Origin of the sequence: Exiguobacterium sp. s150 (assembly GCF_018618435.1) — a bacterium.
Taxonomy (GTDB): Bacteria; Bacillota; Bacilli; order Exiguobacteriales; family Exiguobacteriaceae; genus Exiguobacterium; species Exiguobacterium alkaliphilum.
In genome coordinates this window covers 80,470-106,849 of the sequence record NZ_JACSMC010000006.1, presented here as the reverse complement: position 1 = coordinate 106,849, position 26,380 = coordinate 80,470, and the positions used below count along the sequence as shown (strand labels likewise).

Genomic DNA, 26,380 nt, shown 5'->3' with positions numbered 1-26,380 from the left:
GGCACGAGGCGCACAGACGGTACGGTTGAACCGGGTCATCGGTCGTCTCGATGACATCGACTACTCGGTGCTGACAGGCTTCACATATGGATTGATTTGACAACATACTTCCTCCTATTCATTGTTCACTATTGAAAAGTCCGCTCTCCGATGAGAAGCGGACCATTCTGACATTATAAGATTGGACTGAGCAGGCGTGACACGCCTTCTCGCATCCGGACGGTCCATTTCCGTTCGGCGTAATCTTCGACCGTGTAGCGTCGGCTGACGGCAATATCTGACTCGAACAGCGAGGCGAGCTCGAGGGCGACTTGTTTGTCATAAATGAGGGCGTTCACTTCGAAATTCAAGCGGAAACTTCGGGCATCGAGGTTCGTCGTCCCGACCGTCGCAATCTCATCATCGACGACGAGCGTCTTCGCATGTAAGAAGCCTTGGTCGTACATATAGACGTTCGCCCCGTAATCGAGCAGCTCGCCGAGGAACGACAGCGACGCCCACATGACGAACGGATGGTCCGGTTTCCCGGGAATCATGATGTTCATCTCGACGCCGGAAAGGAGCGCCATCTTGCAGGCGTCCATGAAACTCGCGTCGGGGATGAAATATGGCGTCTGAATGATGACACGATGTTTCGCCGACATGATCATTTTGATCATCATGTTCTTCAAATGCTCCGTGTCCGAGTTCGGACCGCTCGTCACGATTTGCATCGGCGATTTGGTCGAGATGTCGTGCCGGGCAAAACAGAACGTGTTTTCCGGGTCGTGCTTATCGTGTCCTGAATAGTTCCAGTCCAAGATGAAACGGTGCTGCAGATGATAGACGACGTCACCCTCAACCCGGAGGTGGGTATCGCGCCAATACCCGAACTTCTCGACGAGGCCGAGATATTCGGTCCCGACGTTGAAACCGCCGACATACCCGATCTTCCCGTCGATGATGACGAGCTTGCGGTGGTTTCGGTTGTTCAGTTTGAAGTTGATGATTCCGAGCGTCGGTGGAAAGAAGACGCGGACCTCACCGTTATGGGCGATCAGTTCTTTAAAATCGGAGTTCCGCAAGCTGCGTGACCCGACGGCATCATACAATAGACGTACTTTGACGCCGGCCTTGGCGCGTTCGATCAATTCGTGGATGAGCGCCTTGCCGAGGGCGTCCCGTTGGATGATGTAATACTGGATATTGATTTCGGTCTCGGCGTTCCGGATGTCATCCATAAGCGCCTTGAATTTCTGTTCCCCATCATGTAAGATGGACGACTTGTTGTGGACGCTGACGAGTGATTTCGAGGAGCGTAGGTTCATCTCGAGCAGTTGCTCATACTTCTCGAATAACGGTTGCTGGAGCGCCGTCTCTTTCCGGCGCAATTGTTCGATTTGATTCTCGACTTGAAGCGAGTGGAACGAACGCTCCTCGACGCTCAAGTTGAAGAAGTTGTCTTTCTTCAATTGGCGTCCTAAAAACAAATAGACGATAAAGCCGAGAATCGGCAAGAAAAATAGGACGAGGAGCCACGCCCAGGTGGCCCCGACGTCACGGCGCTCGGCGAAGATGACAGCGAGCGCGAATAATAAGTTTAATCCAAGGACGACATACAATCCCCAGCTGATAATGACGGACCAATCCATAATCCACTCTCCTAACGACAATTTGAACATCTAGCATTATCATACCTCATTACGGGGAATAGTATGCTATCGAAACAAAGGGGGAGAAACAAGATGCATATAAAACTGGACTGGAAACAAGGAATGGCGTTCGAATCGATGACGCCATCGGGGCACCGGGTCACGCTTGACGCGGGGGAAGACGTCGGCGGATTGAACCTCGGTCCACGACCGACCGAGATGCTTTTACAGGCGACGGCCACATGCACCGGAATCGACATCGTCTCGATTCTTCATAAGATGCGGCTACCACTCGAGACGTTCGAGATGGAGATTGACGGCGTCCGGGCGACGGAACATCCGAAACGGTTCACGGCGATTCACCTTCTGTATGTGCTCAAAGGCGATATGCCCGAAGAACGCGTCCGCCGCGCCATCGAACTATCGGTCGACCGGTATTGCTCTGTCTCACACAGCTTGAACGCGACGTTCACGTACAGTTATCGGTTGAACGGGGGAGAGGTCGTCTTGTTCCGGGCGGATTAATGAAGCAAGATGGTTGAAATCGGTCAGACACGTCCGTTATATTGGTATTTCAAATACTGTATGACTAAGGAGGACGTTATGATTCGACTCGCGACGAAACGCGATGCCTCAAACATCGCGAACTTAATCGAACAACGAGCCGTAGCGCTAAATGAACAAGGAAGCGACCAATGGACGGAATATTTGGAGCAAGATTTGTTGAAACGGGTAGAGACCGACATCGCTAGCGGTGACGTTTATGTATATGAACAAGCAGATGCCATATTGGCCTCGATCGCCTTGCTTCCACCGGACGAGTGGGACCATGCCTTATGGGAAGATGGCGAGCACGGTCAATATATTCACCGCATCGTCGTCAGCGAACAGTTGAAAGGGCAAGGGGTCGGACAACGGTTGATGCAACACGTCCTCGAAGAAGCGGACGGGGACGAGCCGATCCGTCTCGACTGTGTCGCAGACAACGCGTTTTTGAACGACTATTACCCCCGGTTCGGCTTCGTATATGTCGGCTCGAGGAATGGGTACAATACGTTTGAATACAAGCTCGAGGCGAGCGTCAGTGCATGAGAGGTCAAACGACCTCTCTTTTTGCTATACTAAAGGATGACCGATAGGAGGAGAGTACATGATCAACACGATTTTAGTCGGATTCGGATTCTCGGCGACGACGTTTCATTTACCTTTTTTAAAGGCGTTAGACGAATATAACGTGACGGGTGTCGTCTCATCACGGCCGGACGACGTGAAGCGCGAGTTACCAGATGTGACCGTGTACGAGTCACTCGAGGCGGCACTCGAGAGTGAGGCGACACTGTTCGTCATCACGACGCCGTCGCATCTACATAACGACATGGTCGAGGCGTGTTTAAAGGCCGGGAAAGACGTCCTCGTCGAAAAACCTGCGTTCTTGAGCGTCAAGGAAGGCGAGAAGCTCCGCGACCTTGAGGCGAACAGTCGAGGCATCGTCAACGTGTTCCATAATCGCCGGACGGACGGGGACTTCTTGACAGTCAAGGCGCTACTTGAAAAGGGGGAACTCGGGGACTGGAAAGTATTCGAGTCCCGATTTGACCGTTTCCGGCCCGCCGTCCGTGACCGGTGGCGGGAGAACGCAGGGCCTGGGTCGGGTATCTTGTTCGACCTCGGCAGTCATTTGATTGACCAAGCGCTCGTCTTGTTCGGTGTTCCAGACCGGGTGCAAGCGGACGTGATGATTCAACGCGACGGAGGGCAATCGGACGACGGCTTCTTCATCACGCTCCATCATGGAGAGAAGCGGGTGTATCTGCGCTCGAATCCGTTCATCGCCGGCGAGGCACCTCGTTTCGAGTTGCACGGGACAAAAGGAAGTTTCATCAAACATGGGCTCGACCCGCAAGAAGCGGCACTGCGGAACGGGAATCTGTCGCCGGACGTCCTCGAGACGGGAACGCTCAGCCAAGGCGAGACGAGTGCGGTCGCGATCGAGTCTGGTCGCTACACCGACTTTTACCGGGAACTCGCAGCTAGTTTTATCGCCCGCCGTCCGCTCGTCCCGCTAAGTGACGCGCTCTTGACGACACGAGTCATCGAGCTGGCCCGTTTGTCTTCAGACGAACAACGTACAATCGATTTCTAACCAAAAAATTCGGACGTCCCGTGGGACGTCCAAATTTTTTATGCTGCTTCTTCTGCTTCAATCGTCTTCTCGCTTTGCGAGACGATCGGGAAGTTTTTAAAGAGCTTGCTGCCGACGAGACCGGCGACGATTCCAATCCCGAAGACAATCACAGCCGTCACGGTGACGGTTTGCCAATCGTTGAACCCATACATGACGAGGAGACCAGGGACACCTGCGGCCGAGCCCGGCGCGTTATTGACCATTCCCGTCATCGCGACGACGAGACCGGCCATGGCGCCACCGATAAAGTTGACGCTATAGATTGGAATCGGGTTGGCCGAGATGAGGTCAGCTTGCGTGAGCGGTTCGATCGCGACCGACAGTTGGTCTTTTTTCGTCCCGATATTCAAGCGTTTGAACAGTAAAAAGTTCATTGAGATCGATGCTGTTAAGGCGAGCGCGGCGATGGCCATCGGCACGCCAGTCAGGCCGAGCATGGCCGTGAGTGCCATCGAACTAAGTGGTGACGTCGAGACGACCGTCACGATTCCACCGAGGACGAGCCCCATAATAATCGGATTCTGTGTTGCCGCGAGTTCGATGACCGCCCCGATTTGGGCGAGCGTGTTCGAAACGATTGGGTCGACGCCAATCGCGACGAGTCGAGCGAGCGGTGCCATGACGATGACGTAGAAGATCATGTCGACACCGGCCGGTAAGTGTCGATCCATCCGACGACCGACCAATCCGAGGATATATCCGGCGAAGAATCCCGGCAAGATCCCGAAACCAGCGACGGAAAGTCCGAGCATGAGCGCATAGACCGGGTTGATCCCAAGCGCGATGGCGACGAGTGCCGCGGCAGCCGGTCCCGAGAGCGACCCGGCGGCTTGGCCGACCTCTTCATAGAGCGGGAGAGGCAACAGCCCTCCGATCGCATAGGCGTTGAACGCCTCGACCAAGAACGTGGCGATGGCGGCCCCGGCGAGCGCCCCCATCGCTTTCATGCCGAACGGGGCCTTGTAACTGAACAATGTAAAAAGTGCGAGAATCAATAGTAACAGTGCTATCCCTTGTATGATCACCATGGTGTTGTACCTCTTTCTCTCCGTTTGTATTTCTTCTATATTTAAATATTCGATCGCTCCTGTAAAGCCATTTCATCGAACTGACATAAGAAATTCCGATGATAACGTTTCCAATCATATGGTTGGAAAAATATAGTTGGTCAAATATGAAAATGTGCTGAAAAAAAGTGTGAAAATGTGTCAGGATGCGCCGGAGTGGGAAACATGAAGTAGAAGTAGATTTAGATAGAAGGAATTGGAGGAGGAGAAGCAGAGATGGAGATCGAGAATCAAAAGTGGCACGCCCTCGAACCGGACCAGGTGAGGGAGCATCTCGAGACAGACGTCGACAACGGCCTATCAAAAGAGGAAGTGTCGAGCCGTCAAGAAAGATACGGGAAGAACGTGTTACCCGAGAAGGAGAAGACGCCAGAAATCATCAAGTTCTTACGACAGTTTAATGACGTCCTCGTCTACGTCCTTCTCGGTGCCGCCGTCGTGACCGGATTCCTCGGGGAATATATCGACACGATTGTCATCTTGCTCGTCGTGACAATCATCGCGGTCGTCGGGTATCTTCAGGAAAACAAAGCCGAACAGGCACTAGAAGGAATTAAAAAATTGCTTGAGACGAAAGCGAGCGTCATCCGTGACGGGAAACAGATTCAAGTCGATTCGAGTGACCTCGTCGTCGGTGATGTCATGGTGCTCGCGGCAGGAGATAAAGTACCGGCCGACGCCCGCGTCGTTCATGCCGAGAAGTTTAAAGTCGAAGAGTCCGCACTGACGGGTGAAGCGACGACGGTCGAGAAAAAGATTAAAGTCGTACCGGAAGACGCAGTGCTCGGAGACCGGAAGAATATGATCTACTCCGGGACGAGTGTGGCGACCGGCAGTGCGAAAGCACTCGTCACGTCCATCGGAGAAGGCACGGAGCTCGGTCAAATCAACGCCTCGATCGCTGAAGTCGAGACCGTGAAGACACCGCTCATCCGTCAGACGACGAAGTTCGGTCAAACGGTGTCAATCGCCATCCTCGTCATTTCAATCGCCATTTATGCGTTTGGCTATTTCTTCCGTGATTATGACCCGATCGAACTGATGCTGACGACGATCGGTCTTGCGGTCGCTGCCATCCCAGAAGGTCTCCCGGCCGTCATCTCGATTATCCTCGCGCTCGGCGTCCGCAACATGGCCGAGAAGAAAGCGATTGTACGAAGTCTGCCGTCAGTCGAAACGCTCGGTGCCGTTTCCGTCATCTGTACGGATAAGACCGGGACGTTGACGAAGAATGAAATGACCGTCAAACAAGTCGTGACGGCAAACCATGATATCGAAGTGTCAGGGAGCGGGTATGCCCCGGACGGCGACCTCGAGCTTAACGGACAACCGTTCGACCTCGATGATGACCCCTCGATGGTCGATTTGCTCACGGTCGGTAAGACGTGTAACGACGCCCAACTGTATCAAGAGGAAGGCAAATGGGTCGTCAACGGGGACCCGACCGAGGCGTGTTTGTTAACGCTCGCCGAGAAAGCCGAGCAACCGATCGAACGGTTGAAAGTCATCTCGAAGATTCCGTTTGACTCAGAATATAAATATATGGCCACCCTCGTCGACTATAAAGACGAGCGGATGATCTTCATCAAAGGGGCCCCGGATCGTCTGTTTGATATGGCGGAGAGTGCTGATTTCGACCGTACGTATTGGGATGAGAAACGGAAAGAGATCGCCGACCGCGGTCAGCGTGTACTCGGTGGCGGCTTCAAACGTGTCGATTCTTCAAAAGAGACGGTCGACCATGAAGACGTCGAGGACGGAGTCACGTTCCTTGGCCTGTACGGAATCGTCGATCCACCTCGCCCAGAGGCGATTGAAGCGGTCGCGGCTTGTCGTGACGCAGGGATTCGAATCAAGATGATTACCGGTGACCATAAAGACACCGCCGTCGCCATCGCCCGTGAGCTCGGGATGGAAGTCGAAGGGGCACTCGAAGGGAAAGAATTGACGAACATGTCCGACGAGGAGATTAAAGAAGCCTCGGTTCATAACGACGTCTTCGCACGCACGAGCCCGAACGACAAACTGCGTCTCGTCAAAGGGCTTCAACAGAACGGGTTCATCACGTCGATGACCGGTGACGGTGTCAATGACGCCCCGGCTCTGAAACGGGCCGATATCGGGGTTGCGATGGGGATTAAAGGGACGGAGGTCGCAAAAGAAGCGTCGCAGATGGTCCTTGTCGATGACAACTTCAAAACGATTTACAACGCCGTCCGTGAAGGGCGTCGCGTCTACGACAACTTGAAGAAGACGATCCTGTTCCTCTTACCGACGAACGGTGGACAGGCGCTCCTCGTCGCGATGAGCATTTTGCTCGGGGCTTCCGCGCCGCTCAGTCCGGTTCAGATTTTATGGGTCAACATGGTCGTCGCCATCACGCTCTCGCTCGCGATCGCTTTCGAGCCGCTTGAGGAGAGCACGATGAAACGCCCACCGCGCCCGGCGAACGTGCCGCTCTTGAGTAAGTATTACGTCTTCCGAATCATTTTCGTCTCGATTTTAATTGGGGGAGGGAGCCTCGCTATCAACTATTTACTCGCCGACTATGATTTCTCGACGGCGAAGTTGCAGACGATTACGCTCAACACGATCGTCATGGCCCAGTTGTTCCACTTGTACAACTGTCGGACGGAACTCGCGCCAGCGTTCAATCGCCATTTCTTCGATAACAAGATTGCGTTTCTCGTCTCTGGCCTGTTGATCGCGCTTCAACTGTTCATCACGTATGTGCCGTTCATGCATACGTTGTTCGGAACAGCCGCGCTCGAGCTTAGTGACTGGTTCTTCCCCGTCGTCTTCGGGTTCATCGTCTTTGTCATCGTTGAAATCGAGAAAGCCATCTCGCGTCGCGTGATTGGCAACAAAAACATTCACTGACGTTTCAGAAGTCTGACGCGGTGGAAAGAATGAATTATCGCAAAGGAGGGTTGCTTGATGAAACGTGACGAATCTCAGCCAGGGGTCCATCCAGACCCGGAGCCAGACGAACAATCCGATCCAGCTAAAAAACCGGCGCCGACCCAACATCCTGACCCGGACCCGGAAGAAGATAACGAATAACAAAAAGGAGAGGACCTTCGATCAGGTCCTCTCCTTTTGCGTTCATTTTTTCTTGACAGCCTTGAACTCATTCATGCGGTCAAACTCTTTTTCGTTGAAGTACTCGACGATGACGAAGTCACCGACCGGGCATTCCCAACGGTCTTTGGCGACTTGGCACTCCTTTAAGCTGACGTTCTCTTCATACATGTCGAGTTCGAGCATGTCTTTTAAAAATTGGTCGACCTTTTTCTCAGGCACTTTATGGTATTCGCTGAGGATGACTTCCTCTTGCTTGTCGTTCGTATGTGTCATGACTTTAAAATAACGCATCGTTTCATTCCCACTTTCTCTTGCACTTTTCTAAGTGCTTTTGTCTCAACGTCCATCATACCTTAATCAAACAACAGAAGAAACACGGACGCCCTATAACGTAATCTACGCGTCGGGCGTCCGTGTCTTATGCGTGCCGGGGGCGCCTTGTTGGCGCTTCGTTGAACGGCTGCTTATGGCGAATGATGAGCCAAAACAACAACCCGAATAGCGGGATGTAAGGGAGTGGCCAGAGGCTCATTTTGTATCGCTTCGCGTCACGGTTCATGAGCGTGATTTGAATGAAGGCAAGTAAGAAAAAGTCAACTGTCATCGTCCGGACGAACTGATTCTGTTCCACGTATGTCCAGTATGTCTTCACATCACCGGTCGTCGCGGCTGCGATGAATAACCCGATTGTCACGGCGAGCAAGACGACGCCGAGGATCCGTGTCGGAAGCGGCTTGATTGGTGTCGGGTAAGGCGACTGCCGGGCGAAGGCCAAGTAAGGCGCGATGATAAAGCCACCGACGACGAAACCGGTCGCTGCTGGCAAAAGCGGATTCGGTCTTAACTGATTGACCTCTGACCACAGGAGCGGAAATAAAGCGAGTGGATACACACCTAAGATGCTAAACAAAGACAGGGAATATCCTTCATATACGTCGGTGTTATACGTTAGAAAATCGAGTAAAAATCGGCTCGAGAACGGCTCGTTTGGTCCTAGGACTGCAATCGCAATTGCCAAACCCCATGGGATTAATAAAAACTTTCTTGTCATGCCGACACCTCACATCAAATACTGTTTTCAATAGTATACCCCGTTTTCAAATAACGAAAAATGAGAAAGTGTCAAAAGACACTCCCTCATTGATTCTCGCGTGCATAGGACTTAATCATCGTCACGAGCTGTTGCGCTTCTTCGTCACTCGATTCAAGCATAATGCCGTAATCATACAGGCTGCCCATTTGACTGCGGTGTCGGACGTGACCGGTCGCTTCGATTGCTTTCAACATCGGGACGAGGTCGATGGTGACGGCAACTTTTAACCCTTCAGACAAAGGGAATAGATAGTCACAACGCAATTTCAAACCGTGGGAGCTGATGTTTAATAACATCGCTTCCCCGTCGTGCAATTCTTTGCCTTCCCATACGAGGCGATACGGAATAAAACGAGGATTCGGTAAGATGTAGCGAAAGTTCTCTTGGCGTCGATAACGCATCAGTTCACCTCATTTCTTTACTACTTGTATCGGCTAAATCCTAGAAAAGTTAAAGGCTTGAATCTAAAAACTCAGCAAGGCGCGGTTTACAGAAATACGAGTAGTTTTTATAATAAAGACATGGATTGGGTCGAAGGAGGGAATCGTGTGAACGTCAAGGAGTTACTAACACGTTACTCGATCGACGAGCCCGTCGTTTATGTGAAAAAACGCGGGGAGTGGGTCAAGATGGAACGCTTGCCACCTTACACCATACTCGAGGTCAGCACGACCGAAGATACCATTGAAGCACTCGCCATCGACGCCTACGTTGCGCTCGCCGTCTGTCGAGAGACGTCTACCGTCGAAGATGCAAGACCATATGCAGTCCGACTCAAGATTCGGGCAAAATAAAACGCCACGACTTCTTCGTGGCGTTTTTCATTATGCTGCCTTTTCGGCTTCGTCTTCTTGCGGCTTTGTCCGTTTCGCATAATACATGAACGGTGTGGCCATCCAGGCAATCACGAACTTCGCGACGTATGTCGTGACGAAGATGTTCCACCAGATGCCCCATTCCATACCCCAAAAGGCGATCGTACAGAACGTGAGCGTGTCGATGAACTGGGAGACGACGGTCGAACCGGTCGTCCGGAGCCATAGTTTCTTCTCACCGGTCTTCGCCCGAATCTTCGAGTAGATGAAGACGTCGAACAGCTGCGAGACGAGATACGCGGCGAGGCTACCAAGCGTGATGAGCGGGAGCATTGAGAACAACGCCTCGAAACTCTCATGCATGAAGAGCGCTTCTTCGAACGGCTCGTATAGCAAGGCGAACTGCATGAGCACCGTCGAGACGATCAAGATGAAGAAACCGAGCCAGACGCCTTTACGCGCCGTATGACGACCGTATTTCTCGTTCAAGATATCTGTCGCTAAATAAAGGGAACCGTAGACGATATTCCCGAGTGTGAAGATGAAACCGCCGATTACAATCTGCTGCGTCACTTGGATGTTGGCGACGACCGAGGCCATCGCGATCCAGGCGAACAGCCCGACACGTCCGAACAGCTTATAGCTGAGGACGAGCAGGCCGAGCGTGAGCAAGGCAGAAGGAATCCATAACCATTCATTAAGCATTGGGATGTTGCTCCTTCCGAATCAATAGGTACTTTTAACTTTTCAAGTTTATAGAGGAACGGAAACCGTGTCAAGACAGTTTCCATGACTGAATGGAAAAGCTCTCACCCGAGTTTTGGATGAGAGCGATTCATCTGATTGGGATGTGGTCATACACCACTCAGATTGATAGCGATACCCTTCATAATTGATGACAGGTAATTCAGTTGAGTACGGGCATCTAAGCGTCCTCCGGGGCGTTTTTTGTCGTCTATCAAAGTATCACTCCTGGCTACGATTCAATATGTGACCTCAAGTCACAAAGAGGTCACGCATGAGTAAATCACGATGTCGCTTTAAACCAGAAGACTGATAGGCTATGGCATCGATGGACGGATAATCTGTCAGAGATATCTGATTTATTCAAATCAATCAAAATCGTCTGATAAACCGCTTTTGGGCACAAACTGTGCACGAATAAACAAAAGCACCTCCTGTCATAAACAGGAAATGCTCTGGACCGCTTGGTTGAGCGGTGTTTTTGATGCCTCCGACGAGAATCGAACTCGTGCTGCAGCATTACCATTGCTGAGGTCTGCCACTAACCTACAGAGGCGTTACACGTATTATGTTACACAGTTCGTTCAGCAATTTCAAGCTTTTTTAGAATAATAAGACCCCGCATCCATTTTGGACGCGGGGCAGGAGTGTTACTGTTTGCGAATCCAAACGGCACCAGCCGAGTTGTCTTTCGCTTCGCCGACGACGTCGACGACGAGACCGTACTTAGGCAATTTCTTACCTGCGTCCGGGATGAGCGAGTTGATATACGTGTTGGCGTCATTGAATTGCTTCACGCCAGGTTGTGCTTTGTAGTCGTAGATGCCACGGCTCGGTGAGTTGATATACCATGGAATCGTCTTGTCGAGACTGAACGCCGCGTCCGCGATTTGGTAACGCGTGCTGCCTGCGACCGTGTCTTTGCCGTTCAATTTCCCGATCAATGCTTCAGGATGTGAATCGACGACTCCGAGGAATCCTTCACCAGGGTGGACACCGACCCAGTTGTCAGAGAACGAATCGTCTCCGTACCAGACGACGAGACCTGTGTTGTATTTGACGCCACGGCCGTTCAAGAGACCCGTGTCAGCACCGGCATGGTTCCGCCACTCCAAGTAGTAGTAGTGTGGCTTCTCATCCCAACCGTCCGACTTGACGAAACCGTTCAATTTGACCGCTTCCGCGCCTTCCGCGTCGTCAGAGAACAATGTCGCGCTGCCCGATGTAATCGAGACGTTGTCGAGGGCAAAGCCTTCAAGCGCAAGGCCACCGTCCGTCACGTATTCGAAGACGATTGAGACGTCTTGATTAGCGAATTGTGACAAGTCGTATGACTTACGAACCCATTCACCGTTCGTCGATTCTGCATCGTTACCTGTGTTGTCGTCACCGTAAACGTCGAGGACGACTTCTTTACCGCCGCTAAGCGCTTTGACATAGAGATAGTCATAATCGTATTCAATTTCAAAACGTGTATCGAAGGCAAGTTGCCCGTCAGCTCCGAGTTTCACGCTTGGGATCGCCAATTCCGTATGCAAGTTGTCGCCTTTAGTCGAGTAGTAGTAATACTTCCCGAACTTCGGCTCGATGCCTTTAACCTTTTTATCTGGCAAGTTGATTTTCACGATGCCAGGGTTGTTCGATTTCGTCACTGATTGGTCGATTTGAGAGACGAAGCCTTGCGCGTTAATATCATCGAGTTCGACTTCCGTGATGTTTGCCCAGTTGCCGCCCATCAACTTTTGGAAGTACTCTTTGTTTTGTGGAGAGAAGCTTGTCGGTTCAGTACCGGCGATCTTCCCGGCCCAGCTACCGCCACTCATGATTGACCATGATTGGACCGGTTCGCCTTGACCTGTGTATTGCGTGTCATACTCATCTGGGAGCCCGAGGTCGTGACCGTATTCGTGCGCGAAGACGCCGACTGCACCGTCTTCTGGTTGAATCGTGTAGTCGAACGCGGCCACTTGTCCGCCCCAATACGGGACAGCTGCTTGTGTGCCGGCGATGCGATACGGGCTGTTGCCGACGACCCAACGGTGTGACCAGACTGCGTCGTCACCGAGCACACCGCCACCTGCTTCTTGGCCGGTACCCGCGTGAATGATCATCAAGTGGTCGACTAAGCCGTCCGGCTCGTTGAAGTTGCCGTCACCGTCAAGGTCATATAGATCATATTGGTCGAACTCAGCCAAGTTCATGCCGCTCTTCACAGCCGCGTTCAACGCGTCTTTGACAAGTTGACGTGGTCCTGGCCCGGCGTTGTCATGTCCGCCTGTCGGACGGTCGGCGCCGTAGTCTTTCGCCGTACCCGGGACGGTCAACCATTCTGAGACCGTTCCATCGACAGTGTAGCTGCCGCCTGATTGTTCTTCATAATACTGTTTGAACGTCTGGACTTTATCACCATTGAACAGTTCGAATGACTCGTCGCCGAACATATACTGTTCATAGTGTTCTTTACTGAAATTGTCACTATATAGATAGCCTTCCTCTTGGACGACGTTGTTATGTTTGAAGTCGCTATACTCGACGAGTAAGACGAGTACTTTGTCTTCGCGCACAGCGCCGTTATAGCCAGCCTGTTTCGCCGGGTCGACTTTGACTTGACCGTTCGGCTTGCCTTTACGATAGTTCGCTTGTCCCTTTTTCGCTTTGTCGAGGAGACGGTTCGATTCTTTTTCGAACTGGTTATGTATCTTCTCTTTGGCAGCGGCTGCTTTGTCATTCAAGTCATGCTTATGCGGGTCTTGCGCCGCACCTTGCTTCTTGGCGATATATGCCTCGACCGCTTTCGTGCGTTCTGAAGCCGATAAGCCTTTCTTGATGACGCCACGATTCTCAAGTGCTTTGGCGAGACGTTCCTCATCGATGATGTGATGATCGAACGGGGCGTGTTCGCTAGCCGACGGTAAGGCCGGTGCGACATTTGTTGGTCCTGCAGCGACCGGGATGGCGCTGACCGTCATCGCTGACGTCAGGACGGCCGCGAGTGTTGTGCGGCGGATGGAACGATTTTTCATCTGGACTAACCTCCTGTGTAAATAATGGGAAATTGTGTGAGCTTAGGGTAAACATTAGACTTGCGTCTGATTAATGTCAATATTCAGAAAATGGGTAGCGAAAAAAAGAGACTTTCGTCCCATTTGGGCAATAAGCCCTAAAGGATGTCTGTCTCCATGTCGATATATCCGTAATGCAGTTTTGACGTCTTTCGGATAATCCTCGTAAAACCGTACTCGTTGAACCATTCACTCTCAAAATGCGCTTTTAGGACGATTCGTTTTTTGGCGACACGCCGCGCTTCTCGAATGAGTTGGTCTGTTAGCGGGGCGGTGTTCGCGAGTGAACGTAACGGGTTCAAATGAACCGATTCTGAAATCGTCTTCTCGAACATCGGATCGAAGTAGACGACGTCAAACGAGTCGTCGGGACATGTCTTCAAATAGGCGAGGGCGTCTGCATGCATGACCTCGATTCGGCGCATCGCCTGATTGATGGCATCCTCTTTCTCGACCCAGACGCTGAGTCCTTCCTTGACGAGCATCGCCGTCACGAACTCACTTTCGAGTCCGGTGAGGCGACCGTCTGGTCCGATCGCATGGCTCATGACGATTGAGTCGGAACCGAGGCCGAGCGTACAGTCGAGGACACGGTCGCCGTTTTTGAGCTTGGCCGTGTCGACGAGCGGGTCGGGTCCGCCGCGTAGCAATTGTTTAATACGGAAGACCGAGCTCGACGGATGGAAAAAGAACGGTTCGGTCGTCCCGAGCGACGTATATTCGACGCGCCGCTTATCAAAAACGAGGACGCCTTTCTCATAACGATTCATCAGCGCCTCGATCGATTGTTTCTTCCGCTCGACGAAACGCGCACCGTACTCTGTGGCGTGGCGTGTAGCGTGTTCACGTACCGAATCGGTCGGTCGCAGGCAAGTCGTGACAATATACATAAAAAACGCTCCTTCATGAAAAAGAGACGCGGGTCGCGTCTCACTTTTTCTTGCTTAATAAATCAGACAACTCGTCAATGAGTGCTTTGTGCGTCGCCAATTCTTTTTTCTTTTCATCGTTCGGATTGATTGGACGTTTCGAGCGGCTTTGGAGTGCCTCGAGCGTCTCGTCAATTGATGATTTGAGCGTGTCACGGTCTTCAGGTTTGAGTGACACTTCCTGCGGGTTTTCACCACTCGCATCGAGTTCACGTAAACGAGCCATCAATTGCTTCGCCTCACGGTTCAAATCCGACAACAATCTGTCAATTTGTTCCAGTCTTAATTTAATCCCATCACGTTCTGTAAACATACGTTTCACCTCTTTTGCGTTGTACCCACACGGGTCTCTTCATGTTTACTTTACCATATTTTTCGTAAGACGAAACTACCGGGAATATATTCCATTTATTTTGCGAACGGGAAACAATGTTTCTCTATACCCACTCAAACCTCAGCTGATATACTAACTAGGCTAAAAGGGAGGTGGGCGGATGGGCACAACGAATCATCCACCAAAAGCGCTCAAAGGCGCGATTTTATCGATCACGACGTATTTAATTCTATCTATATTAAAAGTCGTCTTCGGAATCATTTATAACTCAGAGGCCGTCCTCGCTGACGGATTTAACAACACGACGGACATTATCGCCTCGATCGCCGTCTATATCGGGATTCGGATTGCGGCGTTGCCCCATGACGCCGAACATAAGTATGGCCATGCGAAGATGGAGACGCTCGCCGCACTCGTCGCATCGCTCATCATGGTCGCCGTAGGGGTGTTCGTCCTATTGAACAGCGTAGCAAACTTGCTTCGGGGGGAATACATTGAGCCGAACCCGCTCGCAGCGGTCGTTGCCTTTATCAGTGCGCTCGTCATGTTCGGTGTGTATGCGTACAACTCGAGCTTGGCTAAAAAGACGCGCTCGCTTGCCTTGAAGGCCGCCGCGAAAGACAATCTCGCCGACGCGATGATCTCAATCGGGGCGACGCTCGGTGTTTTGTTCGCATACTTCAAACTGCCATGGATGGACACGGTGCTCGCCGTCTTGATTGCCGGGATGATTATCCGGACGGCCATTCAAATCTTCTTAGATGCGACGCATCAACTGTCGGACGGGTTCCCCCCGGACCTCGTCAACGCGTACGAAGAGACGATTGGCGAGTTCGAATCGGTGCAGGAAGTGCGTGAAATCAAAGGCCGGCATCTCGGGAACCATGTCATGCTCGACGTGACGATTGCGGTCGACGGAGAGCTGACGGTCGACGAGGCGCATGACCTTTGTGACGAGATCGAGCGGAAACTCGACGAACGCCATGCCGTCGATTCGGTCCATATCCACATTGAACCTGCCTGACGTTTCGGTTATCTTTTGCGCATCAAGTCGTCGTTCGTATATAATGAGTGTGGAAATATTACGGAATAACTGTTAAGGAGGGCACGGGATGGACATCGTGCGTCAACCTATTCGTCAAATTGATGAGATTGAATATGAACATTTTCAGAAATACGGGCAGAGCTCATACGGCATTTCAGCCGAAGAGTTGAAAGGCATCTTTGAAGAGATGGGCACCGAGCACGTCTATTCAGCCGATGAACACAGCTACGGGGAAGATTTTTATTTTGATATCCTCGTTGACGGAAAGATCGTCGGAAAAGTACTTTTGCTCAAACTCGCGCGCGTCTATCAACTCGATTTGATGGTGTTCGACCCGTACAAAGGCAAAGGCTATGCGACGGAAGGGTTACGTCTCGCGCTCGAACAGTCGGATTTAAAAGACGGGCATACCGTCCGTGCCGGGATTCCACCGACGAGTCCGCATCAAGAAGCGATGCGAAGCGTGCTCGAGAAGAACGGCTTTGAGAAACGGAACGGACTCTATTATTTGAACTTTAAGAAACGATATGTAGTAAACCACTAAACTGACGGCGTTTGACGCGTCAGTTTTTTCGTATGGGGGTTTTTGGAGATGAGACAAGTAACGATCAACGACATCGCCAAGCTAGCAGGCGTCGCAAAGAGTACGGTCTCGCGTTATTTAAACGGAGGCTCGGTCGGACAGGCGACAAGGGAGAAGATTGAGCGCGTCATTCAAGAGACGAACTACGAACCGAACCAGTTCGCGCAAAGTTTGAAATCGAAACAGACGAAGATGATTGGCGTCATCGTGCCGCGTCTTGACTCGTACGCCGCCTCTCGCACGATGATGGGGATCGACGAGCGGTTGACCGAACGCGGCTATCAAATGCTCGTCGTGAACACAGCTCAACAGACCGAGCGCGAGATCGAGCAATTGTACAACTTGGCAAAACAGAAAGTCGCCGGCATTATCTGGCTCGGGACGACGGTGACCCCACGTCATTTACATGCGATCGAGGCGATTCAAATTCCGGTACTGTTAATCGGTCAGGAACATGCGACAGTGCATAGTCTCGTTTATCCTGACTATGAGGCGGCATACGCACTCGGTAAGCAGTTCATGGACTGGGGCCATCGGGACGTTATCTACGTAGGTGTCGAGGAGTATGATATCGCCGTCGGCCAAGCGAGACGCGACGGATTTTTACGTGCCTTTAGCGAATCGGGCGCGAGCGTCAAGACGTATACGACGACGTTCAAGATTGAGGATGCGATTCCGATTGGGGCACAAATCGGTCATGAGCAAGCGGCGTCACTCGTTGTCTGTGCGACCGATAATATCGCCCTCGGTGTATTGAAAGGGCTCGCCAATAGCGGTAAGGCCGTCCCGAATGACGTCTCGGTGAGCGGTTTTGGGGGCTATGATTTCACCGAAGTGTTGCATCCGTCCCTGACGACGGTACACCTTCCATATCGCAGGACGGGAGCGAAAGCGGCTGACATGATTCTCCAGTTGTTAACAGGTGATGTCATCGCAATGAAAACGTTCACAAATTTCGAGATAAAACTGCGCGAAAGCGTTGACATTTTAAATTAAATCGATTACATTTGTGTTGCGGAACCGGTTCCGCAACATTTTTTATCTTCCTTTGGAACCGGTTCGATAAATGAACGATGACAGAAGGATTATGGAGGTGGACGGATGAATACCGTACATTGCATTGGTGAACTATTGATTGACTGGGTGTGCGAGGACGCGTCGAGCGACCTCGTCAACGGCACGACTTTCGTCAAAAAAGCGGGCGGTGCGCCGGCGAACGTGGCGGCCGTCGTCAGTAAGCACGGGGGCGCATCGAGCTTCCTCGGACAAGTCGGGGCGGACCCATTCGGACAGTTCTTGAAAGAGACGCTCCAAACGAACGGTGTCGGCACGGACAATTTGGTCGAAGCAGGCGACACGACGTTCGCGTTCGTCTCGATTCAAGCGGACGGGGAGCGTGACTTCACGTTCCGACGCGGCAGTGACGGCGATTATGCGTTCGACGCGATCGACTTATCTCAGTTCAAGTCAGGGGATATCGTCCATTTCGGTTCGGCGACGGCACTCCTTGACGGTGAATTGAAGAACGCCTACTTCAAGTTGCTGCAATTCGCGAAACGCGATGGGCTGTTCGTTTCGTTCGACCCGAACTATCGCGACGCACTCGTGACGGACCTCGAGGCGTTCAAACAAGACTCGCTCCACTTCATCGCCGAGGCCGACTTCGTCAAATTGAGCGAAGAAGAAGCGCACTTGTTGACCGGAGCCGAGACGCTCGACGAGGCGGTCGACGCACTACTCAAACTCGGCGCAAGCCGTGTCGCCATCACGCTCGGTTCACGCGGCACATTGATTGCGACGAGTCAGTCACGTGACATCATCCCGTCGGTGAAAATTGAAAGCGTTGACTCGACGGGGGCCGGTGACGCATTCGTCGGCGCGTACTTGTATCGTCTCGCCACGCTCGGCGTCGATGATATGCGTTTACAGAAGGATATCGAATATGCGAACGTGACCGGCGCCTTGACATGCACCGCTTACGGCGCGATTCCAGCCATACCATCACCACAACGTGTTCAACAACTGTTAGGAGGGAAACCTGAATGAACTACAGACAAGAAGCAGAAGCGATTTTAGAGGCGCTCGGCGGCAAAGACAACGTCGCCGCGGCGGCCCACTGTGCCACCCGGCTCCGCCTCGTCTTGAACGATGAGTCGAAAGTTGATGAGAAGAAACTTGACGCGTTAGACGTCGTCAAAGGGACGTTCTCGACGGGCGGACAGTATCAAATCATCATCGGGACAGGAACGGTCAATAAAATCTACGCCGAGTTTACCCAATTGACAGGACTCGGCGACATGTCGACGAGCGACGTCAAGTCGGCGAGCGCGAAGAAAGGCAACCCGCTCCAACAGTTCGTGAAGATGCTATCTGATATTTTCGTACCGATCATCCCGGCCATCGTCGCCGGTGGTCTCTTGATGGGGATCAATAACTTGCTCACAGCACCGGACTTGTTCTTCGACGGCAGCTCGCTCATCGACCAGTACCCTGGCATCGCCGACCTCGCCGCAATGATCAATACGTTCGCCAACGCCGCCTTCGTCTTCCTGCCCGTCCTAATCGGATTCTCCGCGGCCAAGCGGTTCGGGGGCAACCCGTATCTCGGTGCCGCGCTCGGGATGATCATGGTTCACCCGGATCTCGTCAACGCCTACGCGCAAGCGACAGTCGGCGATATCCCGGTCTGGAACATCCTTGGATTTGAAATCGAGAAGCTCGGTTACCAAGGTCAAGTGTTACCGGTACTCGTATCGGCTTATATCTTATCGAAGCTTGAAATCAACATTCGTAAATTCATGCCGGCCTCACTCGACATCCTGCTCACACCGCTTCTCTCGCTCCTCTTTACAGCGTTCATTACGTTCGCCTTTGTCGGACCAATCACGCGTGAAGCAGGGAACTTGATTATCGATGGTCTCGTTTGGACGTACGACTCACTCGGCTTCTTCGGCGGTCTCGTCATGGGTCTCTTGTACGCACCGATCGTCATCACAGGGATGCACCACAGCTTCATCGCCATCGAGACGCAACTTCTCGCCGATATCGCACGGACGGGCGGGTCATTCATCTTCCCGATCGCCGCGATGTCAAACGTCGCCCAAGGCGCGGCTACACTCGCTGTCTTCTTCTTGACACGTGAGAAGAAAATGAAAGGTGTCGCTTCTGCGTCAGGTATCTCGGCACTTCTAGGGATCACCGAACCAGCCATGTTCGGGGTCAACTTGAAACTCCGCTACCCGTTCATCGCCGCCATCATCGGTTCAGGAATCGCCTCGGCGTTCATCGTCGGTCGTGAAGTCCTCGCTGTCGCACTCGGTGCGGCTGGTCTTCCGGGGATCATCTCGATCGCACCGGCATCAATCGTATCGTATATCATCGGCATGGCGATCTCGTTCGCTGTCGCCTTCAGCTTGACGTTCGTCCTCGCGAAGCGCCAGGGGAAAAAAGACGCGGTCAAACAAGCCGCATAAAACAAAGGAGTGATTTGAATGACTTGGACGAAGGCGGAACGTTATCGTTCGCTGCGTGACGTGAGTGCCCTCGACATGGAGACACTCCGCACGAAAACGGCGGCCTCGCCTTGGCGGTTCGGCTATCATATCCAACCGCCGACAGGCCTCCTCAATGACCCGAACGGTTTTACGTACTTTAACGGGGAATATCACATGTTCTATCAGTGGTTCCCGCTCGGACCGGTACACGGTCTGAAACATTGGTATCACGTCACATCGACGGACCTCGTCACGTGGACCGATCGCGGGGTGGCGTTAGTCCCGGAGACGACCGAAGACTCGCATGGCGCCTATTCTGGCAGCGGCTTTGTCGCTGACGGTGAACTCCACGTCATGTATACGGGTAACCACCGGACGGACGACTGGACGCGTCACGCCTCGCAACTGATCGGCGTGTTACGCGACGGGAAAATCGAACGACGGAACGTCGCCATCCCGGACGTCCCGGCTGGCTACACGGAGCATTTCCGTGACCCGAAAGTATGGCTTGAGAACGGGTCCTACTATGCGATCGTCGGCGCCCAGCGTGAGAACGAGACCGGATGTGTCGTCTTGTACCGTTCGAGCGACTTGAACGACTGGACGTTCCTCGGAGAAGTGAAGACGGGTCTCGACCCGTTCGGTTATATGTGGGAATGTCCGGACGTGTTCGAACTGAACGGTCAGCACGTCCTCGTCTTCTCACCACAAGGCATCGAGCCAGACGGTCATCGCTATCACAACATTTATCAATCGGGGTTCGTCATCGGCAAGCTAGACCTCGAGACGTTGACGTTTGAGCACGGTGTGTTCGAAGAACTCGATTTCGGGTTCGACTTCTATGCTCCGCAGACGACCGAACATGAAGGACGTCGCTTACTCGTCGGTTGGATGGGCTTGCCGGAGATCGACTATCCGACGGACCGGTTCGGTTGGGCACACGCCTTGACGCTACCGCGCGAACTATCGATTGAGGACGGTATGCTCAAGCAACGTCCCGTGCAAGCGATGACAAAGTTACGCCAAGCCGAATTCGTCAACGTCTCCGGGACTGCGGTGGGTGCTTCGACACCGAACCGTTACGAACTCGAACTGACGACGGACGGATCGGACTTCACGCTCGAACTGCTTCAAGTCGGAGATGAGTCGCTCGTCATCCGGTACGACGCGTCGACTCGTGAGTTGACGATTGACCGGACGAACGCCGGTGAGCCGTTCGCGACCGAATTTGGCACGACGCGTACGAACGTGATGGACGTCACGTCCCTCCATCTCTTCGTCGATTCGTCGAGCGTCGAATGTTTCGTCAATGACGGTGAAGCCGTCGCCACGCTCCGCGTGTTCCCGAGCGAGCTCGACAAACAGTTGCGCTATGAAGGGGCGACTGCGAGCTTGATTGGTTGGACGTACGAATAATTAAGCTGAGCTTCGGCTCGGCTTTTTTGTTGTTCCGAAATGTAACGATTTCACGTTTTGCTTATGCTACTGTAAAAATAGGTAATCAATTGTATAAATAATGGAGAGTGATGCTCTGATGTGGATTATATTTGGTTTACTGGCAATTGGTGCGACGTTATTCAACTTGTGCACATTCAGCGTGGGGAAAGACTATAAACTATCGATGGCAATTGCGTTGTCGCTTACGGCTCTCACGTTATGCGCCGAATATAGTCTGATTGCGATGTGGGTCGAAGCGGAGGACTGGGCGGCTTTATCGGACGTTGTACCAGGCATGGAACGGGCATTATGGGTTCTCACAAGCATCTCGATTGGACTGAACATACTCCCGATCTTTTTAGAACGGATTAAGGAGAAGCAGAGCTTAAAAGATTAACGAGATATTAATGAAACGTTCTGTTCGCGCTTTGCGTATGTAAGATAAGCAGACTTAGGTGGCCGAACATGATGGGCAGACTGTTGAATTTCATTAGTGAGGTTAGAAAAATCACGTTGCCGTATGGGGATGGAAGGGAACGATTCAACGCGATTGACGCTGAAGAGATAAACTGTGTCAAAATTGCTAAGTCGGTAGGAAGAGCACGATTCAACGAGCAGTTCCTCGTCGAGTACAACAAGCTACAGGACATCAAGGTGTTCGCGGATATGTTACGCAACGCGGACGAGTTGGTGGATTCGTCGGTTCGACGTGAACCGGATTTCGATCTCGAGATTTACTATAAATCCGATGCTGTGGAACGCTATCAACTTTGGCTCGGGCGTAACGGGACACCGAGTGTCCTTTCGAACGTCAGCGAGTCACACCGCCTCTATAAAGTAGAGGCCGACATTACGAATCGTCTAATTTTGACGTTAGGCGTGGAGGACTAAAGCGATGTCTTCCATGAAACCAAGCAAGTGATTTTTGCGTAAAGGAAACTGTCAATATACGGAGGTGAGGTCAGATGAAACGTAAAGGGAAATGGATAACAGTGATTGCCGCATTGACCGTCGGCTTGCTCGGGGGATGTGACACGAAAGAGCTCGTCACAGAAGATGTCACGGAAGTAAGAATTGCCGAATCGGTCGACTTCGGACGTTTCCAAGAGCAAGAGGTCATCACGTATGACGAACTCACAGATGTCAAAGTGTTCGCAGACATGATTCGGAACGCGGAACAACAACCGGGCATCGTAAATATGGCAACGCCTGAATATGACGTAGAAGTCCGTTATCAAGACGATACGGTGGACCGCTATTACGTTTGGCTCGGCGACTTAGGCATGCCGACAAGTATTATGGATGTGAACGATACGCATACGGTATATCTCGTCCCGGCAGACGTGACGGACGAGCTGATTCGACTGCTGGAGCATGAGTGAACAGGGCATGGATGGTGAAGCTTTCAATGAAGCGAATCATAGCGTCCATATTGGTAGTATTCATGTTGACGGGTTGTGGCTCGAACGATTTCCGCACGGATGGAATGGAAGAAGTCCGGGTCTCGGAATCTGATGGTACTCTAAGCTTCCAAACGGGAGAAGTAGTTACGTTCGATGCCCTGGAAGCAATTCGTGTATTTAAGAATATGCTTCGTAAGGCAGACAAGCTTCCTGGAGTCGTGAATATAGTTGGTCCGGAATACGATATCGAAATCAGGTTTGAAGATAGGGAGACGGATCGCTATTACCTTTGGCTTAACGATGACCCGAAGTCCGTCAGCAGCCTGTACGATGCAGAGGACACAAACATCGGTTATCGCCTCCCAGCTGACGTGACGGAAGAATTGATTGACCTCCTCGAGGCGGACGACTAAAAAAGACACCTAGAAAGGTGCCTTACGAATTAAAGCGGATAAAGCGTTCGATTTGTTGCTCGCTCTTCCTGGCTTGACGACCAATCCAAATCAAATGGCCCGGACTGTTCAAAATCGTGAACTGTGCATGCGGGATGAGCCGTTTGGCGTGATGGGCGTGTCGCACCGGCACAGCTTTATCATTTTTTGAATGGACGATATACGTCGGACACGTCACACCGAGCAGCGCCTCGTCCGGAACGCGTTGACGTAGGTCGAACTGCGCCCCGAGTCCGAACGCCATCTGACTGGCGACGCGTTTCAATAGGAAGATGTCGTACGGTGTCACTTCATCGCGAATCGCATCTAACGCGAGCAGGCTCGTCGACTGAATCATGCGGGCCGTCGCCTCGAATGGCTGTTTTTGAATCGCGCGGAAGACGAACTGTTTCAATGTGAACTGGGCGGCGATGAAGAGCGGCTGGGCGATGTTTCGACTGATATAGCGACGATAAGGGAAGTCGACCTCACTTGTCACGGCGGCAGCGAGCGTCAGACTGAGGGCCCGGTCGTTTCGTGAGGCAAGCTCGATCGAAGTCGGACCACCAGCGGAGATGCCGTACACATGATAAGCGCCGATGTTCATGATATGCATGAGTTGGCGCAAGTTCTCGGCGAACGCTTGCGGAGTCGCCGAAAATGAGTACGGAGTCTCACCGTAACCGGGTCGAGATGGGACAATGACCCGGAAACCAGACAAGACGAGCCGGTCCACATGGTACGGTTCGAGACTCGATGATTGGGTACCATGAATCAAAACGACGACAGGACCGTGACCGCGGTCGATGTATTCGATTTTCGTGCCGTTGACGTGGGCGTAATGTTTCACAGCGACGATTGCCTCCTTAAACGAAATGTAATGGAAAATAACTTTATTTCATGGAAATAACATGATAATGTCTCTTTATACATATTATATATACAGAAGTGAAAGGGGAACATACCGTGAACAACCGAGAGCGGTTACTCGAAGTAAGACGGTTCTTTGAACGCCATACGGACGACAATCATCCGAAGACGTTAGAGGACCTGCTTGCCTACTTATCTACGATTGGTGATACTTCTAAGTTAGCAAAAAAATCCGTGAAAGACGACATCCAAGCATTGACCGATTCGGGGTTCGAGGTGCAGGATGAGCTCGAGAAGAATGGTCTTGCCAAAAAATATTGGCATTCGGCCCGCTTGTTCGAGAGCCATGAGCTGCGGATGATGGTCGATGCGATCGTCGCCGCTAAATTCATCTCTGAGGACGTGACCGAGCAGATTGTCGACAAGCTCCGCAATTTGACGAGCATCCCGGAAGCGGAGACGCTCCAATCGATCATCAAGACACCTAAAAAGAAAGTGAATTATATCCCATACCATATCGACCGGATCCAACGGGCGATTCAAGAACAAAAAGCCATCTCATTCCAATACACGGACGTCGTCGGGTTCGACGTCGCCAAGCGGACGTTCCCGCTTCGACGTGACGGGGAACGGTACGTCGTCAATCCGATCGATTTGCACTGGAACCACGAGCAGTATTACTTGATCGGCATCGACGAATCGATCGGGGAGATTCGCAACTATCGGGTCGACCGAATCGTCAACTCAGAGATCGTCGAAGACGACTCACCGCGTCAAAAACATCACTTGCCGGATGACTACTTCCAAAAGTCGTTCAATATGTACAACGGGCTCGATGAAGAAGTCGTTTTGGCCGTTGACGAACGGGTGCTCCCGGTCATTTTCGACAAACTTGGGGAAGATGTATCGATCACGGAAGTGAACGATCGATTCCACATCCGATTCGATGCGGCCGTATCGGACGGGTTCGTCTTTTGGCTCTTGTCGCTCGGCAATCAAGTCGAGGTGCTCGAGCCGGTGACGCTCCGTGACCATATGCGTGAGACGATCGAATCGATGGCAAGCCGATATGCGAAAGCGAGCATTCATTGAATCGAATGATTTGAAGTTGTGATATACTGCTTGCGACACTTGTAGAAAGGGGACAGGCGGATGTTGAACTGGATGCCATTAATCATTCCGATTGTCGCTGTCATTTTTGTCGCTGTCGTCGCAAGACGCGCCATGAAAATGGACCAAGATAAATAAACTGAGGACATCCTTCTCGTTTTGAGGAGGGTGTCTTTTCAAAGAGAAAGGAGGGATACTGTGGATACGATCACACACACGCTGTTCGGACTCACGTTATATGGGGCAGCAGATAAGCACGAGTTACAGAAAAATGAGAAACGCGCGTTGCTCGTGACGACGCTCGTCGGGAGTCAAATCCCGGATGCGGACGTCATCTCTCGGCTGTGGGACACCGAAGGAATGTATCAGATGTGGCATCGCGGCATCACGCACTCGATTTTCCTCGTCCCGCTATTCGCGCTACTCATCTATTGGCTCGTCCGCGTTCTTTTTAAAGTAACCGATATACGTTATTTTTACTGGGCGATGCTTTCCGTGTTCATTCATAACACGGCCGACGTGTTCAACGCTTGGGGAACGGGTTACTTTGAGCCGTTGTCAGACGCTAGGCTCACATTCGGAATCATCCCGATCGTCGACTTCGTCTATTGGGGCATCTTCCTCGTCGCATGGCTCGTGGCACGCCGTTCAAACGTACGGCACACGGTGTATCGTTACGCTTGGGCTGCCATCCTCGTCCACGTTTTGATTCAAGGCGCGCAAGGTGCCTATTTGTATCAGTCGTACGCTGCCGAGCACGATGAGGTCGCGTTGTCGGCGTCGTTCATCCCGACGCAATTCACGGTCGTCACGAAGACCGGAGATGCGGTCTCGATTTTCAGTGATTCCGTCTATCAATCGTCTGAACTTCAATACGAATTGACGAGTGCGGACGATGCCGATTTGTCACCACTCTTTGATGAGAATAAAGAGGCGCTCACGCTAAAACAATGGTCACCGTTCGTTGTCGTTGTCGAGGAGGACGAGCGACTCGGTCTATTCGATCCGCGTTTCTTTGACGGCGAGTCGTCATTCCTTTACGAATACATCGAATTGTAGGTGA

At 52.1% G+C, this 26,380-nt stretch carries 28 protein-coding genes and 1 tRNA gene; 18 read left to right on the top strand and 11 right to left on the bottom strand.

What is annotated here, in order from left to right:
- Positions 1–173: 173 nt before the first annotated feature.
- Positions 174–1,631, bottom strand: coding sequence for a cardiolipin synthase (gene cls / locus KNP76_RS05415; protein ID WP_214843327.1), 1,458 nt, complete (start codon positions 1,629–1,631; stop codon positions 174–176).
- Between the two features lie 93 nt (positions 1,632–1,724).
- Here cls and KNP76_RS05410 point away from each other — a divergent pair, with 93 nt between their 5' ends.
- The 3 genes from KNP76_RS05410 (at position 1,725) to KNP76_RS05400 (ending at position 3,774) form a co-directional block, all read left to right on the top strand.
- The gene (locus KNP76_RS05410; RefSeq protein ID WP_034804689.1) at positions 1,725–2,156 is read left to right on the top strand and encodes an OsmC family protein; all 432 of its coding nucleotides are present in this window, start codon (positions 1,725–1,727) and stop codon (positions 2,154–2,156) included.
- Positions 2,157–2,234: 78 nt separating this feature from the next.
- Positions 2,235–2,723 (top strand): GNAT family N-acetyltransferase, encoded by a 489-nt coding sequence (locus tag KNP76_RS05405; protein ID WP_214843325.1) that lies wholly within the window; start codon positions 2,235–2,237, stop codon positions 2,721–2,723.
- Positions 2,724–2,781: 58 nt separating this feature from the next.
- Positions 2,782–3,774, top strand: coding sequence for a Gfo/Idh/MocA family protein (locus KNP76_RS05400; RefSeq protein ID WP_034815340.1), 993 nt, complete (start codon positions 2,782–2,784; stop codon positions 3,772–3,774).
- 38 nt (positions 3,775–3,812) lie between these two features.
- Here the strand turns inward: KNP76_RS05400 and KNP76_RS05395 are convergent, their stop codons facing one another.
- Positions 3,813–4,844 (bottom strand): PTS sugar transporter subunit IIC, encoded by a 1,032-nt coding sequence (locus tag KNP76_RS05395; protein WP_211779546.1) that lies wholly within the window; start codon positions 4,842–4,844, stop codon positions 3,813–3,815.
- 255 nt (positions 4,845–5,099) lie between these two features.
- Between KNP76_RS05395 and KNP76_RS05390 the strand changes: the two genes are divergently transcribed.
- Positions 5,100–7,763, top strand: coding sequence for a cation-transporting P-type ATPase (locus tag KNP76_RS05390; RefSeq protein WP_214843323.1), 2,664 nt, complete (start codon positions 5,100–5,102; stop codon positions 7,761–7,763).
- A 57-nt stretch (positions 7,764–7,820) separates the two neighbouring features.
- Positions 7,821–7,946, top strand: coding sequence for a hypothetical protein (locus KNP76_RS15945; protein ID WP_034815346.1), 126 nt, complete (start codon positions 7,821–7,823; stop codon positions 7,944–7,946).
- A gap of 42 nt (positions 7,947–7,988) precedes the next feature.
- Here KNP76_RS15945 and KNP76_RS05385 read toward each other — a convergent pair whose 3' ends face one another.
- The 3 genes from KNP76_RS05385 to KNP76_RS05375 all read right to left on the bottom strand — a co-directional run bounded on the left by KNP76_RS05385 (position 7,989) and on the right by KNP76_RS05375 (position 9,461).
- Positions 7,989–8,240 (bottom strand): hypothetical protein, encoded by a 252-nt coding sequence (locus tag KNP76_RS05385; RefSeq protein WP_034804944.1) that lies wholly within the window; start codon positions 8,238–8,240, stop codon positions 7,989–7,991.
- A 145-nt stretch (positions 8,241–8,385) separates the two neighbouring features.
- A complete protein-coding gene (locus KNP76_RS05380; protein WP_251137353.1) occupies positions 8,386–8,877 on the bottom strand; it encodes a hypothetical protein in 492 nt (163 codons plus the stop codon).
- A 227-nt stretch (positions 8,878–9,104) separates the two neighbouring features.
- Positions 9,105–9,461, bottom strand: a complete 357-nt coding sequence (locus tag KNP76_RS05375; RefSeq protein WP_214843319.1) for a PilZ domain-containing protein — start codon at positions 9,459–9,461, stop codon at positions 9,105–9,107.
- Positions 9,462–9,608: 147 nt separating this feature from the next.
- On the opposite strand from KNP76_RS05375, the gene KNP76_RS05370 reads away from it, so the two are divergent.
- Positions 9,609–9,854, top strand: a complete 246-nt coding sequence (locus KNP76_RS05370) for a hypothetical protein (RefSeq protein WP_034804670.1) — start codon at positions 9,609–9,611, stop codon at positions 9,852–9,854.
- Between the two features lie 30 nt (positions 9,855–9,884).
- Here the strand turns inward: KNP76_RS05370 and KNP76_RS05365 are convergent, their stop codons facing one another.
- The 5 genes from KNP76_RS05365 to KNP76_RS05345 form a co-directional block, all read right to left on the bottom strand.
- A complete protein-coding gene (locus KNP76_RS05365; protein ID WP_214843318.1) occupies positions 9,885–10,580 on the bottom strand; it encodes a queuosine precursor transporter in 696 nt (231 codons plus the stop codon).
- A gap of 524 nt (positions 10,581–11,104) precedes the next feature.
- Positions 11,105–11,175 (bottom strand) — tRNA-Thr (locus KNP76_RS05360).
- Between the two features lie 94 nt (positions 11,176–11,269).
- The gene (locus KNP76_RS05355) at positions 11,270–13,642 is read right to left on the bottom strand and encodes an immune inhibitor A domain-containing protein (protein ID WP_214843316.1); all 2,373 of its coding nucleotides are present in this window, start codon (positions 13,640–13,642) and stop codon (positions 11,270–11,272) included.
- A 137-nt stretch (positions 13,643–13,779) separates the two neighbouring features.
- Positions 13,780–14,571, bottom strand: coding sequence for a class I SAM-dependent methyltransferase (locus tag KNP76_RS05350; RefSeq protein WP_214843314.1), 792 nt, complete (start codon positions 14,569–14,571; stop codon positions 13,780–13,782).
- 40 nt (positions 14,572–14,611) lie between these two features.
- Entirely contained in the window at positions 14,612–14,923 is a 312-nt protein-coding gene (locus tag KNP76_RS05345) for a hypothetical protein (protein ID WP_034807168.1), read from the bottom strand.
- 181 nt (positions 14,924–15,104) lie between these two features.
- Here KNP76_RS05345 and KNP76_RS05340 point away from each other — a divergent pair, with 181 nt between their 5' ends.
- From KNP76_RS05340 to KNP76_RS05295, 10 genes are all read left to right on the top strand, one after another.
- Complete coding sequence (locus KNP76_RS05340; protein ID WP_214843312.1) at positions 15,105–15,968, top strand: cation diffusion facilitator family transporter; 864 nt, start codon at positions 15,105–15,107, stop codon at positions 15,966–15,968.
- Positions 15,969–16,056: 88 nt separating this feature from the next.
- On the top strand, positions 16,057–16,533 hold the full coding sequence (locus KNP76_RS05335; protein ID WP_214843310.1) for a GNAT family N-acetyltransferase: 477 nt from the start codon (positions 16,057–16,059) through the stop codon (positions 16,531–16,533).
- 48 nt (positions 16,534–16,581) lie between these two features.
- Positions 16,582–17,568 carry a LacI family DNA-binding transcriptional regulator gene (locus KNP76_RS05330; RefSeq protein WP_214843308.1) on the top strand — a complete coding sequence of 329 codons (987 nt, stop codon included), beginning with the start codon at positions 16,582–16,584 and terminating at the stop codon, positions 17,566–17,568.
- A gap of 105 nt (positions 17,569–17,673) precedes the next feature.
- Complete coding sequence (locus KNP76_RS05325) at positions 17,674–18,618, top strand: carbohydrate kinase family protein (protein WP_214843306.1); 945 nt, start codon at positions 17,674–17,676, stop codon at positions 18,616–18,618.
- Positions 18,615–20,045: a sucrose-specific PTS transporter subunit IIBC gene (locus tag KNP76_RS05320; protein WP_214843304.1), complete on the top strand. Its 1,431-nt coding sequence runs from the start codon at positions 18,615–18,617 to the stop codon at positions 20,043–20,045. The genes KNP76_RS05325 and KNP76_RS05320 overlap by 4 nt, the downstream gene beginning before the upstream one ends.
- An 18-nt stretch (positions 20,046–20,063) precedes the next feature.
- On the top strand, positions 20,064–21,482 hold the full coding sequence (locus KNP76_RS05315; protein ID WP_214843302.1) for a sucrose-6-phosphate hydrolase: 1,419 nt from the start codon (positions 20,064–20,066) through the stop codon (positions 21,480–21,482).
- A 118-nt stretch (positions 21,483–21,600) separates the two neighbouring features.
- The gene (locus KNP76_RS05310; RefSeq protein ID WP_214843300.1) at positions 21,601–21,900 is read left to right on the top strand and encodes a hypothetical protein; all 300 of its coding nucleotides are present in this window, start codon (positions 21,601–21,603) and stop codon (positions 21,898–21,900) included.
- 71 nt (positions 21,901–21,971) lie between these two features.
- Entirely contained in the window at positions 21,972–22,394 is a 423-nt protein-coding gene (locus tag KNP76_RS05305) for a YhfM domain-containing protein (protein WP_214843298.1), read from the top strand.
- Positions 22,395–22,468: 74 nt separating this feature from the next.
- Positions 22,469–22,885: a YhfM domain-containing protein gene (locus KNP76_RS05300; RefSeq protein WP_214843296.1), complete on the top strand. Its 417-nt coding sequence runs from the start codon at positions 22,469–22,471 to the stop codon at positions 22,883–22,885.
- 62 nt (positions 22,886–22,947) lie between these two features.
- The gene (locus KNP76_RS05295; RefSeq protein ID WP_214843294.1) at positions 22,948–23,319 is read left to right on the top strand and encodes a YhfM domain-containing protein; all 372 of its coding nucleotides are present in this window, start codon (positions 22,948–22,950) and stop codon (positions 23,317–23,319) included.
- Between the two features lie 22 nt (positions 23,320–23,341).
- On the opposite strand, the gene KNP76_RS05290 is transcribed toward KNP76_RS05295, so the two are convergent.
- A complete protein-coding gene (locus tag KNP76_RS05290; protein ID WP_214843284.1) occupies positions 23,342–24,187 on the bottom strand; it encodes an alpha/beta fold hydrolase in 846 nt (281 codons plus the stop codon).
- A 116-nt stretch (positions 24,188–24,303) separates the two neighbouring features.
- Here KNP76_RS05290 and KNP76_RS05285 point away from each other — a divergent pair, with 116 nt between their 5' ends.
- Together KNP76_RS05285 and KNP76_RS05280 are read left to right on the top strand one after the other, a co-directional pair.
- Positions 24,304–25,299, top strand: a complete 996-nt coding sequence (locus tag KNP76_RS05285; RefSeq protein WP_024370350.1) for a helix-turn-helix transcriptional regulator — start codon at positions 24,304–24,306, stop codon at positions 25,297–25,299.
- Positions 25,300–25,515: 216 nt separating this feature from the next.
- Positions 25,516–26,376, top strand: coding sequence for a metal-dependent hydrolase (locus tag KNP76_RS05280; RefSeq protein WP_214843282.1), 861 nt, complete (start codon positions 25,516–25,518; stop codon positions 26,374–26,376).
- The last annotated feature ends 4 nt before the right edge of the window (positions 26,377–26,380 follow it).

Coding starts and splice junctions, on each gene's coding strand:
- cls (WP_214843327.1), bottom strand. CDS start 1,631: ATGGATTGGTCCGTCATTATCAGCTGGGGATTGTATGTCGTCCTTGGA.
- KNP76_RS05410 (WP_034804689.1), top strand. CDS start 1,725: ATGCATATAAAACTGGACTGGAAACAAGGAATGGCGTTCGAATCGATG.
- KNP76_RS05405 (WP_214843325.1), top strand. CDS start 2,235: ATGATTCGACTCGCGACGAAACGCGATGCCTCAAACATCGCGAACTTA.
- KNP76_RS05400 (WP_034815340.1), top strand. CDS start 2,782: ATGATCAACACGATTTTAGTCGGATTCGGATTCTCGGCGACGACGTTT.
- KNP76_RS05395 (WP_211779546.1), bottom strand. CDS start 4,844: ATGGTGATCATACAAGGGATAGCACTGTTACTATTGATTCTCGCACTT.
- KNP76_RS05390 (WP_214843323.1), top strand. CDS start 5,100: ATGGAGATCGAGAATCAAAAGTGGCACGCCCTCGAACCGGACCAGGTG.
- KNP76_RS15945 (WP_034815346.1), top strand. CDS start 7,821: ATGAAACGTGACGAATCTCAGCCAGGGGTCCATCCAGACCCGGAGCCA.
- KNP76_RS05385 (WP_034804944.1), bottom strand. CDS start 8,240: ATGACACATACGAACGACAAGCAAGAGGAAGTCATCCTCAGCGAATAC.
- KNP76_RS05375 (WP_214843319.1), bottom strand. CDS start 9,461: ATGCGTTATCGACGCCAAGAGAACTTTCGCTACATCTTACCGAATCCT.
- KNP76_RS05365 (WP_214843318.1), bottom strand. CDS start 10,580: ATGCTTAATGAATGGTTATGGATTCCTTCTGCCTTGCTCACGCTCGGC.
- KNP76_RS05355 (WP_214843316.1), bottom strand. CDS start 13,642: ATGAAAAATCGTTCCATCCGCCGCACAACACTCGCGGCCGTCCTGACG.
- KNP76_RS05350 (WP_214843314.1), bottom strand. CDS start 14,571: ATGTATATTGTCACGACTTGCCTGCGACCGACCGATTCGGTACGTGAA.
- KNP76_RS05345 (WP_034807168.1), bottom strand. CDS start 14,923: ATGTTTACAGAACGTGATGGGATTAAATTAAGACTGGAACAAATTGAC.
- KNP76_RS05340 (WP_214843312.1), top strand. CDS start 15,105: ATGGGCACAACGAATCATCCACCAAAAGCGCTCAAAGGCGCGATTTTA.
- KNP76_RS05335 (WP_214843310.1), top strand. CDS start 16,057: ATGGACATCGTGCGTCAACCTATTCGTCAAATTGATGAGATTGAATAT.
- KNP76_RS05330 (WP_214843308.1), top strand. CDS start 16,582: ATGAGACAAGTAACGATCAACGACATCGCCAAGCTAGCAGGCGTCGCA.
- KNP76_RS05325 (WP_214843306.1), top strand. CDS start 17,674: ATGAATACCGTACATTGCATTGGTGAACTATTGATTGACTGGGTGTGC.
- KNP76_RS05320 (WP_214843304.1), top strand. CDS start 18,615: ATGAACTACAGACAAGAAGCAGAAGCGATTTTAGAGGCGCTCGGCGGC.
- KNP76_RS05315 (WP_214843302.1), top strand. CDS start 20,064: ATGACTTGGACGAAGGCGGAACGTTATCGTTCGCTGCGTGACGTGAGT.
- KNP76_RS05310 (WP_214843300.1), top strand. CDS start 21,601: ATGTGGATTATATTTGGTTTACTGGCAATTGGTGCGACGTTATTCAAC.
- KNP76_RS05305 (WP_214843298.1), top strand. CDS start 21,972: ATGGGCAGACTGTTGAATTTCATTAGTGAGGTTAGAAAAATCACGTTG.
- KNP76_RS05300 (WP_214843296.1), top strand. CDS start 22,469: ATGAAACGTAAAGGGAAATGGATAACAGTGATTGCCGCATTGACCGTC.
- KNP76_RS05295 (WP_214843294.1), top strand. CDS start 22,948: ATGTTGACGGGTTGTGGCTCGAACGATTTCCGCACGGATGGAATGGAA.